This window comes from Lentzea sp. NPDC051838 (assembly GCF_040681245.1).
In the GTDB taxonomy this organism is placed as follows: domain Bacteria; phylum Actinomycetota; class Actinomycetes; order Mycobacteriales; family Pseudonocardiaceae; genus Lentzea.
Window position 1 is genome coordinate 168,124 of record NZ_JBFAYI010000016.1, and the last position, 11,201, is coordinate 179,324.

The window sequence follows — 11,201 nt, forward strand, 5'->3', positions numbered from 1 at the left end:
GGGATCGTTTCAACATCGTCTTGATTGGCGAGTCAACTACATGTCTTGAATGGGTTTTATCGCCGAAAAGCAGAAAAGCCCGGCCGAAGCCGGGCTCATCTGGGGTTTCGCTGTGGCGTTATCAGCCGCGCACGACCTTGCCGGCCTTGAGGCACGAGGTGCACACGTTGATGCGCTGGCGCTGCGAGGCCGAGACCTTCGCGCGCACAGACTGGATGTTCGGGTTCCAGCGGCGGTTCGTCTTCCGCTGGGAGTGCGAAACCGAATGGCCGAAGCCCGGCCCCTTGCCACAGACGTCGCACACGGCAGCCACGTCAGCCACTCCTTCAGGTTCCTCAAGCGGTGAGTCTCGCGTCCCGGTGGGCGCGCAAGCGTGCACAAGCCTCAACCGGGCACGGCAACCCAATCAGGGTAGCCGGTGGCCTCACCCGCGACCAAACCGGGTGGATACCCTCGCCGCCATGCAGGTCATGGATGCGGTCGCGGTGCGCAGATGGGCGGACGCGTGCGTGCGGTCGCTGGACGCCAACCGGGAGTCGATCGACCAGATCAACGTCTTCCCGGTGCCCGACGGTGACACAGGTACGAACCTGCTGCACACGATGCAGTCGGCGCTGGACGCGCTGCTGCGCTCGCCCATCTCCACGGTAGGCGACGCGCTGTCCGCGTTGGCCCGTGGCGCGCTCGCCGGGGCGCGCGGGAACTCCGGCGTGATCCTGTCTCAGGTGCTCAGGGGCCTCGCGGAGACCGTGCAGGAGGTCTCTCTCGTCACCGGGTCGGCGTTGCGCAAGGGCCTGCAACGGTCCGACGAACTGGCCACCGCCGCAGTGTCCAAGCCGGTGCAGGGCACGGTCCTGTCAGTGCTGCACGCTGCTGCGGAGGCCGCACGGGACTGCCCGTCGGACGAGCTCGACGAGGTGGTGATGGCGGCCTCACGCGCGGGGGCTGCCGCGTTGGCCGACACGCCTCGGCAGCTCGCCGTGCTGGCGAAGGCCGGAGTGGTCGACGCGGGTGGCCGGGGCCTTGTTGTGTTGTTGGACACACTGGCCGCGGTGATCACCGGTCAGACCGTGGAAACCCCGATGGACGCGCCGTTGCTGCCGCGCACTCCTGAGTCGCTGACGACCGAGCGCGAGAGCGGGTCGTCGGAGTTCGAGTACGAGGTCATGTACCTGCTCGACGACACCTCGGAATCGGCAGTTCTCGAACTGAAGGCCTCGCTGAACCTGCTCGGCGACTGCGTGTCGGTCGTCGGCGACGGCGCCTCGCTGTGGACCGTGCACGTGCACTGCAACGACATCGGCGCGGCCATCGAGGCCGGTGTGCGCGCTGGGCGTCCGCACCGGATCACGGTGGCCCGGTTCGCCGACCAGATCGCCGCGCAGGCTTCCCGGTTCGTGCGCGACCGGTCGATCGTGGTGGTGGTGAGCGGCGCGGTGGACCTGTTCCGCGCAGAGGGCGCCACGGTGTTCGACCTCGCCACTTCCTTTGCGACGCCCACGGACCTGTTGTCCGCCATCGTGTCGACGCGCGCGCGTCACGTCGCCGTTCTGCCGGGTGATCCGGACATCCGCGAGGCCCTTGATGAGGCCGTGGCGTACGCACAGGCCGCGGGGCAGGACGTGGTGGTGGTGCCGACGTTCTCGCCCGTGCAGGCTCTCGCGGCGTTGGCGGTGCACGACTCCTCAAGGCGTGCCGGTGACGACGTTGTCGCCATGGCCGAGGCTGCTGCTGCCACGCGCCGTGGAGAGCTCGCGATCGCCGCCGACGAGGCGTTGACCTGGGTGGGCCGCTGCCAGCCTGGCGACCTGCTGGGCATGCTGGACGGCGAGGTCGTGCTGATCGAGCCCGGTCCCGCCTCGGCCGAGTCGTTGCTGGACCTGTCGTGCCGCCTGGTCGACCGCATGCTGACCGGCGGCGGTGAGCTGGTGACGGTGATCCTCGGCGCCGACGCTCCCGAGGGCCTGGTCGACGTGCTGGAGGACCACCTCCGGGTGACCCATCCGGAGGTCGAGGTGACGGCTTATCCGGGTGGCCAGCCCGACGCTGTCATTTTTGTCGGTGTCGAGTAGTTGAATGGGACGCGATGATCTCCTTCGACGACAAGCTGCAGCCGTTGCTCGGCAAGAAGTCCGCCGACGCACTGGAGACCGGCCTCGGCCTCACGACGGTCGGTGACCTGCTGCGCCACTACCCGCGCCGCTACGACGAGCGCGGGAAGCTGACCGACATCAGGTCCCTGGAAATCGACGAGCACGTCACGGTCCAGGCCGAGGTCCGCAAGTGCACCAAGCGGAACATGGCCTCGCGCCGCGGCTCGCTCACCGAGGCCGTGATCACCGACGGCACCTCCGAGCTGCACCTGGTGTTCTTCGGCAAGGTCGCCTTCGTGGCGGAGAAAGAGCTGCTGCCCGGCACCCGCGCGTTGTTCGCGGGCAAGGTCGGCCGCTACAAGAAGAACCTGCAGCTGGTGCACCCGGCGTTCGAGATCCTCACCCCGGAGCAGGACGGATCGTCGTTCCTGCAGACGTTCCTGCCCGTCTACCCGGCCTCGCAGCACATCAACACGTGGAACATCGCCAACTGCGTCAAGCAGCTGCTGGAGATGTGGGACGGCGTACCTGAGGACCCGCTGCCGGCCGAGTTCCGCACCGAGCACGGCCTGATCGGCCTGGAGGAGGCACTGCGGGCGATCCACCGGCCGGACAGCTGGCCGCAGATCGCGGTGGCCCAGCAACGGCTGAAGTGGGACGAGGCTCTTGCCGTTCAGCTGACGCTGGCCCAGCGCCGCAAGGCTTCCCGCGCTCGTCCCGCTCCTTCGTGCGTGCGCCGGTCCGGCGGAATCCTGGACGCTTTCGACGAACGGCTGCCGTTCACGCTGACGGCGGGTCAGGTCTCGGTGGGCGAGCAGATCTCCTCGGACCTGGCTTCGGTCGTGCCGATGAACCGCCTGCTGCAAGGCGAAGTGGGTAGCGGCAAGACGATGGTCGCGTTGCGAGCCATGCTGCAGGCCGTCGACGCCGGTCGTCAGGCCGCCATGCTCGCGCCCACGGAAGTCCTTGCGGCACAACACGCTCGCTCGCTGACCGAGATGCTCGGCGACCTCGCCCAAGCGGGCCAGCTCGGCGGCGCGGAGGACGCGACGCGCGTGACGTTGCTGACGGGCTCGATGAACACGGCCCAGCGGCGCCAGGCGTTGCTCGACATCGTGACCGGCGAGGCGGGCATCGTCGTCGGCACGCACGCGATCATCCAGGAGAAGGTCGAGTTCCACTCTCTTGGTTTGGTCGTTGTCGACGAACAACATCGCTTCGGCGTCGAGCAACGAGCCGCCCTGTCGGCGCGCGGTGAGCGGGAGAACCCGCACGTCCTGGTGATGACCGCGACGCCGATCCCGCGCACCGTGGCCATGACGGTCTACGGCGACCTGGAGGTGTCGGCTCTCCGCGAACTGCCGGGTGGCCGCTCGCCGATCAAGACCTCGGTCGTCCCGGTGCGCGAGAAGCCGGCGTGGCTGGACCGCGCCTTCGCCCGCGTGCGCGAGGAGGTGTCGGCGGGCCACCAGGCGTACTTCGTGTGCCCGCGCATCGGCGACGAGGAGCCCGCGAAGACCGACGACGAGGACAAGCGCCCGGCCCTGTCGGTGATCGACGTGGCGAACATGCTCGTCCAGGGCCCTCTGCGCGGCCTGCGCGTGGAGATCCTGCACGGCCGCATGCCGCCCGACGAGAAGGACGCCGTGATGCGCGCCTTCTCCGCCAACCAGGTCCAGGTGCTGGTCGCCACCACCGTCATCGAGGTGGGCGTCAACGTCCCGAACGCCACCGTCATGGCGATCATGGACGCCGACCGCTTCGGCGTCTCGCAGCTCCACCAGCTCCGCGGCCGCGTGGGCCGTGGTTCGGCACCGGGGTTGTGCCTGCTGGTCACCGAGATGCCGGAGATGACGGCCACGATGGAACGTCTCCGTGCCGTGGAGTCCACTCTGGACGGTTTCGAGCTGGCCCAGCTCGACCTCGAACTGCGCCGCGAGGGCGACATCCTCGGCGCCGCCCAGTCAGGCCGCCGCTCGGCCCTGAAGATGCTGTCGTTGTTGCGCGACGAGGACATCATCGCGGACGCGCGGGTGGCGGCTCAGGGGTTCGTGGACGCGGATCCGGACCTGGAGAAGCACCCAGGCCTCGCGGGCATGGTGGCGACGCTGCTGACGGCGGAGAGGGCCGACTTCCTGGAGAAGGCCTAGCCCCCATCGCCGCACCACGCGGTCTCGACCCGCGCCACAAGGGCGTCCCTCACCCATCACCAGTCGAGCCGCAGGCCCGGCTCGCGTGAACGGGCCCCGCATCCCGTTCGATCGGCGTGCCGCAACCCCAGCTCGTGAGAAAGGCCCCCATACCGATTTCGGTACAGGGGCCTTCGAACCACCGACATCTGCCCGAACGCACACCCCGGGCAGGCGTCCGAACCTAGTGCCGTAACCGGCAACCTTCGCCGCGTCTTCCGGCGCCCAGCAGGGCGCCTCGCGGCACCGGCCCCACGACCACAGCCAACCAGGATGAGGACGCGGGGCCGGCACCGCGATGCACCCGTCTGGACACCGAAATACGGGGCAAAGGCTGCCGGTTACGGCACTAGTTCTGGCGCGGCGTCGGGAACTGCTCGGTCTTCGGATCGCCGGGCTCGTCGCCTCCGTCACCGTTCTCCAGCGGCTTCAGCACCGACATCGCCGCCTCGACCGCTGCCTGCGCGGCGTGGAACTGCGTGGCGAGGTTGTCGTGCGCCGACCGCAGCGACGCCTCCCTGTCTGCCGCCGCTGCCGCGCGCTGGTCGGACAGCGCCACCGAGGCCGCCGTCTTCTCCTCGGCCTCACGCACCAGGGTCGACGTGCGGGACTCGGCGTCGCGCACCAGCGTGGTGGCCTTGGAGTCGGCCTCGCGCACGGTGGTCGCGGCACGCTCGTCGGCGTCGCGCACGGTCGTGGCTGCCTTCTCCTCGGCGTCGCGCACCAGCGTCGTGGCCTTCTCGTCGGCCTCGCGCAACGTCGTCGCCGCCGTCTGCGTGGCCTCCGCGACAGCAGAAGAAGCCTTCTCGTCGGCCTCGCGCGTGACCGTGGCCGCCTTCTCCTCCGCCGCGCTGACCAGGGCGACAGCCTGCGCGGAAGCATCGGAAACGGCCTTCTCGGCGCGCGCCAGCGACTCGGCCTCGAGCTCGCCCAGCGCCTTCTCGGCCTCGGCCTGCTTGAGCGCCAGCGCCTCGTCGAGCTTCGTGAGCGCCTCGACCCGCGTCACCTCGGACTCGGCGGCGATCCGCTCGGCCTCGGCCTGAGCGTCCGCGAGCACCTTCTTGTGCTCGGCGGCCAGCGTCGCCTTGAGGCCGTCGTACTCCTTGTCGAGCTCGTCGTGGTACGCCTTGTACTTGGCGTCGAGCTCCACGCGGTGGGCGTCGAGGTCCGCGGACTTCTTCTCGAACTCGGCGGCCACCCGCTCGCCGTCCGCGCGCACCGACGCGACCAGGGCCTCGTGCTCCGACGCCAAGCGTGCGCGCAACGCCTCGTGCTCGGCTTCCAGCGCGGACTTGCGGCCGGCGAACTGCTGGTCGAGCTCGGCCGTGCGCTGCTGGTGGTTCACTTCCAGCTGCTTGCGGCGGGCCTCGGTCTCGGCGAGCAGGCGGTTGTGGTTCTCGCGCTGCTCGGTCGCCCACTTCTCGGCCTCGCCGCGCGTGGCGGCGGCCTTGTCGAGGGCGTCCTTGCGGATGTCCGCGATCTCTTCCTCGGCCAGCGACATCATCACCCGGACACGCTCGGTGACGTTCGACGCGCTCACGGGACTGTTGGCCAGGTTCTGGAGCTGCATCTTGGTCTTGTCGAGATCGGCGCGCATCGAGTTGAGCAGCTTCGTGAGCTCTCCCACCTGCGCGGCGGCGGCGTCACGAGCCCGGTTCGAGTTCTTGAGGTCAAACTCCAGGCGAGTGACTCTCTCGTTCACCTGTCGCTGGTTGTAACCACGGAGGACAACGTCGAAATGCGGTGTGCGGGCAGTAGGCTGCCCGGCTCCATCAGCCCCGGCCATATGGCTCACCCTACCGAGATGGCTTCCAAGATCGTCACTCGATCTGGTTAATCCCACTACCGGATGGAGTCTGACTGGGTGGTGGGTGTCCCACCAGCGCCCAAACGGCGAGAATTATCACGAGCGGGACCGATCAGGATGACACCCATCACGTGAGACAGTCCTCCCAACAGGCAAGAGTCGCACGGTAACGTGCCCGAACTGACCGCCGAGCAACACCCGGGAGGGCTACGGATGTTCCGCAAGGTTCTTGTCGCCAACCGCGGCGAGATCGCGATTCGCGCGTTCCGAGCCGCCTACGAACTGGGCGCGGGAACGGTCGCCGTTTTCCCTCACGAGGACCGAAACTCGCTGCACCGGTTGAAGGCGGACGAGTCGTACGAGATCGGTGAGCCCGGGCATCCCGTCCGCGCCTACCTCTCCGTCGACGAGATCATCAAGGCCGCCCGCAAGGCCGGCGCTGACGCGATCTACCCCGGATACGGCTTCCTGTCGGAGAATCCGGAGCTCGCGATGGCCTGCCGCGAGGCCGGTCTGACGTTCATCGGCCCCATCGCCGAGGTGCTGGAGCTGACGGGCAACAAGGCGCGCGCCATCGCCGCCGCCCGCGAGGCCGGACTGCCGGTGCTGGAGTCGAGCGCGCCTTCGTCGAACATCGACGAGCTGCTCGAGGCGTCGAAGTCCATGCGTTTCCCCGTATTCGTAAAGGCTGTTGCCGGTGGCGGCGGCCGAGGAATGCGCAAGGTCGACGACCCGGCCGCGTTGCGCGAGGCGCTCGAAGCGGCGTCACGTGAAGCGGAGTCGGCGTTCGGCGACCCGACGGTGTTCCTCGAGCAGGCCGTGGTCGAGCCGCGCCACATCGAGGTGCAGATCCTCGCCGACGGCCAGGGCAACGTGATCCACCTGTTCGAGCGCGACTGCTCGGTGCAGCGGCGTCACCAGAAGGTCATCGAGATCGCGCCCGCGCCGAACCTCGACCCCGCGCTGCGCGACCGCATCTGCGCCGACGCCGTGAAGTTCGCGCGCCACATCGGTTATCGCAACGCCGGCACGGTGGAGTTCCTGCTCGACCCGCAGGGCCACTACGTCTTCATCGAGATGAACCCGCGCATCCAGGTCGAGCACACGGTCACGGAGGAAGTGACCGACGTCGACCTCGTGCAGTCGCAGATGCGCATCGCGTCCGGCGAGACCCTCGACGACCTCGGTCTGTCGCAGGACACCGTGCAGCTGCGCGGCGCCGCTCTGCAGTGCCGCATCACGACGGAGGATCCGGCCAACGGGTTCCGCCCGGACACCGGCATGATCAGCGCCTACCGCTCGCCCGGTGGTTCCGGCATCCGTCTCGACGGCGGCACGGCCGGCGCGGGCATGGCGATCGGCGCGCACTTCGACTCGATGCTCGTGAAGCTCACCTGCCGCGGCCGCAACTTCGCGCTCGCCGTCGCCCGCGCGCGCCGGGCGATCGCGGAGTTCCGCATCCGCGGTGTCTCCACGAACATCCCGTTCCTGCAGGCGGTTCTGGACGACCCGGACTTCTACGAGGGCCGCGTCACCACGTCGTTCATCGAGAAGCGCCCGCACCTGCTGACCGCGCGCCATTCGGCTGACCGCGGCACGCGCCTGCTGACCTACCTCGCGGACGTCACGGTCAACCACCCGAACGGCACTCGCCCGACCGCGGTCGACCCGCGCGAGAAGCTGCCGATCGTCGACCTGAATGCCGAACCGCCCGCCGGTTCCAAGCAGAAGCTGGTCGAGCTCGGTCCCGAGGGTTTCGCGCGGTGGATGCGGGAGAGCAAGGCGGTCGGCGTCACGGACACGACGTTCCGCGACGCGCACCAGTCGCTGTTGGCGACCCGAGTACGCACCAAGGACCTGCTCGCCGTCGCGCCGCACGTAGCGCGCATGACGCCCGAGCTGCTCTCGTTGGAGTGCTGGGGCGGCGCGACCTACGACGTGGCGCTGCGGTTCCTCGCCGAGGACCCGTGGGAGCGGCTCGCGGCGTTGCGCGAGGCCGTGCCGAACATCAACCTGCAGATGCTGCTGCGCGGCCGCAACACGGTCGGCTACACGCCGTACCCCGAGGCGGTCACCAAGGCGTTCGTGCAGGAGGCGACGAACACCGGCATCGACATCTTCCGGATCTTCGACGCGCTGAACGACGTCGAGCAGATGCGCCCGGCGATCGAGGCCGTGCGCGAGACCGGAACGGCCGTGGCCGAGGTCGCGCTCTGCTACACCAGCGATCTGTCCAATCCGGACGAACGTCTGTACACACTGGACTACTACCTCAAGCTGGCCGAGCAGATCGTCGGCGCGGGTGCGCACGTGCTGGCCGTCAAGGACATGGCCGGTCTGCTGCGCGCACCGGCCGCGGCTCGCCTGATCTCGGCTCTGCGCAAGGAGTTCGACCTCCCGGTCCACCTCCACACGCACGACACCGCAGGCGGCCAGCTCGCCACCTACCTGGCCTCGATCCAGGCCGGTGTGGACGCGATCGACGGCGCCGCCGCGTCGATGGCCGGCACGACGTCGCAGCCGCCGCTGTCGTCGATCGTGGCGCTCACCGACCACACCGAGCACTCGACGGGCCTGAACCTGCAGAACGTGTGCGACCTCGAGCCGTACTGGGAGGCCGTGCGCAAGATCTACGCGCCGTTCGAGTCCGGCATCCCCGGCCCGACCGGCCGCGTCTACCACCACGAGATCCCCGGTGGTCAGCTCTCGAACCTGCGCACCCAGGCCGTCGCACTGGGCCTGGGCGAGAAGTTCGAGGAGATCGAGTCCATGTACGCGGCCGCCGACCGCATGCTCGGCCACCTGGTGAAGGTGACGCCGTCGTCCAAGGTCGTCGGCGACCTCGCGCTGCACCTCGTGGGCGCGGGCGTCTCGCCCGCCGAGTTCGAGAAGGACCCCGGCAAGTTCGACATCCCGGCGTCGGTGATCGGCTTCCTGCACGGCGAGCTCGGCGACCCGCCGGGTGGCTGGCCGGAGCCGTTCCGCTCGAAGGCACTGGCAGGACGTCCGGCGCCGAAGCCGATCGAGGAGCTGTCGCCGGAGGACGAGGCAGGGCTCGTCGACGCCCGCCGCGCCACGTTGAACCGGCTGCTGTTCCCGGCGCCCACGAAGGAGTTCCTGGCGCACCGCGACGCCTACGGTGACACGTCGGTGTTGCGCTCCAAGGACTTCTTCTACGGCCTGCGCCCCGGCGAGGAGTACTCCGTCGACCTGGAGCCGGGCGTCCGGCTGCTGATCGGTCTGGAGGCGATCTCCGAGGCCGACGCCCGCGGTCTGCGGACGGTCATGGCGACCCTGAACGGCCAGCTCCGGCCGATCCAGGTCCGCGACCGCTCGGTGGCCGCCGACATCCCGGCCGCGGAGAAGGCTGATCGCTCGAACCAGAACCACGTAGCGGCTCCGTTCGCGGGCGTGGTGACGGCGGCGGTGGCCGAGGGCGACCACGTCGACGCCGGTCAGACCGTCGCGACGATCGAGGCCATGAAGATGGAGGCCGCGATCACCGCGCCCAAGGCAGGCCGCGTGCAGCGCCTGGCGTTGCGCGGCGCCCAGCAGGTCGAAGGCGGAGACCTCCTGATCGTCCTGGAGTGAGTTCGTCCTGGTGAAGGGCCCGGCCTGCTTCGGCCGGGCCCTTCGTCGTGCGGGCGGCGCGGAACTCGCAGACGATTTCCTGCGTTGCACCGGGCACAGGTCAGGGAGAGGGAATCGCATCATGAAGAAGGCGTTGGCCGGCCTGCTCGGACTGGCGGGCGTGGCGTGGGCGTTGCGGGACGTGCCCCGGCAGCTCGGCGGCAAGCCGGACCCGGTGGAGATGTCGCGCTCGCCGCGCTTCCGGGACGGGAAGTTCCACAACGACAAGGAAGTTCGCACGGTGCCAGACCGCGACTCCTTCTCCGCGCGCGACTTCCTGTTCGGTGGCGAGAACCGCAAGCCGTCCTCCGCGGTGCCGCTCGTCGGGCCCGCCGCGCCGGTGTCGTCCGGCCTGCACGTGACCTGGTACGGGCACGCTTCAGCGTTGATCGAGATCGACGGCGCCGCGGTGCTGCTGGATCCTGTGTGGAGTGACAGGGTCTCGCCGTCCGCGCACCTCGGGCCTCGTCGTCTGCATCCGGTTCCGCACTCGTTGTCGGATTTGCCCGCTCTCAGCGCTGTGGTGATCTCGCATGATCACTACGACCACCTGGACATGGCGACTGTGGATGCGTTGGTCGCGTCGTCGTCTTGTGTGTTCGTGGTGCCGTTGGGGTTGGGGGCGCATCTGCGGCGGTGGGCTGTGCCGTCGGATCGGATTGTCGAGCTGGACTGGGACGAGTCGTGTTCAGTCGACGGTTTTGAGTTGACCTGTACTGCGGCGCAACACTTTTCTGGGCGGTCGGTGCAGCGGAACGTCACGTTGTGGGCTTCGTGGGTGATTGCTCGCGGTTCGCGTTCGGTGTTCTACAGCGGGGACACCGGGTACTTCCCCGGGTACTCGGCCATCGGGGCTGCGCACGGGCCGTTTGATGTTGTGTTGATGCAGGTTGGTGCGTATGGGGATGCATGGCCTGACATCCACATGACGCCTGAGGAAGGGGTGCAGGCGTTTGAGGATCTTGGGGGTGGGCTGCTGATTCCGGTGCACTGGGCGACGTTCAACCTGGCGCTGCATGCTTGGACTGAGCCGGTGGATCGGGTTTGGAGTGAGGTCAAGGCTCGGGGGATGAAGCTGGCTGTGCCTCGGCCTGGGGAGCGGGTTGATGTTGACGCTCCTGGGGAGGTTGACGGGTGGTGGCAGGGGCTCGCCTGATCGCTTTTGGGGCCGGCCTTCGGCCGGGCGCGGTCTGTCCGTGGGTCGTCCCCCTGTTGCGTTGGCGGCTGGCGGTTTCGTGTTCGTAGGTGGGCGCGTCCCGTAGGTTTCCCGGCGGCTGCTTTCTGGGAGCTCTGCCCCAGACCCCGCCAATCTGATCAAAGACCCACCAGCGCCATACGCGGGTTGATGGCACGCCTGTTGCTTTGGGCGGCTGCCGGTTTCGTAGTTTGGTTGCGGTGGTGGGGTGGGTCCCGTCACGAGTCGCGTCCGAGCGAGCCACACCAGAGGGGTTGGGTCAAGTCGACGAAAAGCGTGTCGACTTG

At 68.7% G+C, this 11,201-nt stretch carries 6 protein-coding genes; 4 read left to right on the top strand and 2 right to left on the bottom strand.

What is annotated here, in order from left to right:
• Positions 1 to 121: 121 nt before the first annotated feature.
• Complete coding sequence (gene rpmB, locus AB0M24_RS29750) at positions 122 to 313, bottom strand: 50S ribosomal protein L28 (protein ID WP_030467945.1); 192 nt, start codon at positions 311 to 313, stop codon at positions 122 to 124.
• Between the two features lie 148 nt (positions 314 to 461).
• Here rpmB and AB0M24_RS29755 point away from each other — a divergent pair, with 148 nt between their 5' ends.
• Positions 462 to 2,072, top strand: coding sequence for a DAK2 domain-containing protein (locus AB0M24_RS29755; RefSeq protein ID WP_363775063.1), 1,611 nt, complete (start codon positions 462 to 464; stop codon positions 2,070 to 2,072).
• A 14-nt stretch (positions 2,073 to 2,086) separates the two neighbouring features.
• Positions 2,087 to 4,243 (top strand): ATP-dependent DNA helicase RecG, encoded by a 2,157-nt coding sequence (gene recG / locus AB0M24_RS29760; RefSeq protein ID WP_363775066.1) that lies wholly within the window; start codon positions 2,087 to 2,089, stop codon positions 4,241 to 4,243.
• 388 nt (positions 4,244 to 4,631) lie between these two features.
• Here the strand turns inward: recG and AB0M24_RS29765 are convergent, their stop codons facing one another.
• Positions 4,632 to 5,984, bottom strand: coding sequence for a hypothetical protein (locus AB0M24_RS29765; RefSeq protein ID WP_363775069.1), 1,353 nt, complete (start codon positions 5,982 to 5,984; stop codon positions 4,632 to 4,634).
• 318 nt (positions 5,985 to 6,302) lie between these two features.
• On the opposite strand from AB0M24_RS29765, the gene AB0M24_RS29770 reads away from it, so the two are divergent.
• Together AB0M24_RS29770 and AB0M24_RS29775 are read left to right on the top strand one after the other, a co-directional pair.
• Positions 6,303 to 9,680 carry a pyruvate carboxylase gene (locus tag AB0M24_RS29770; protein WP_363775072.1) on the top strand — a complete coding sequence of 1,126 codons (3,378 nt, stop codon included), beginning with the start codon at positions 6,303 to 6,305 and terminating at the stop codon, positions 9,678 to 9,680.
• Between the two features lie 121 nt (positions 9,681 to 9,801).
• Positions 9,802 to 10,875, top strand: a complete 1,074-nt coding sequence (locus tag AB0M24_RS29775) for an MBL fold metallo-hydrolase (RefSeq protein WP_363775075.1) — start codon at positions 9,802 to 9,804, stop codon at positions 10,873 to 10,875.
• Positions 10,876 to 11,201 lie beyond the last annotated feature (326 nt).

Excerpts from the sequence above, each read along its gene's own strand:
- AB0M24_RS29755 (WP_363775063.1), top strand. The coding sequence starts at position 462 with ATGCAGGTCATGGATGCGGTCGCGGTGCGCAGATGGGCGGACGCGTGC.
- recG (WP_363775066.1), top strand. The coding sequence starts at position 2,087 with ATGATCTCCTTCGACGACAAGCTGCAGCCGTTGCTCGGCAAGAAGTCC.
- AB0M24_RS29770 (WP_363775072.1), top strand. The coding sequence starts at position 6,303 with ATGTTCCGCAAGGTTCTTGTCGCCAACCGCGGCGAGATCGCGATTCGC.
- AB0M24_RS29775 (WP_363775075.1), top strand. The coding sequence starts at position 9,802 with ATGAAGAAGGCGTTGGCCGGCCTGCTCGGACTGGCGGGCGTGGCGTGG.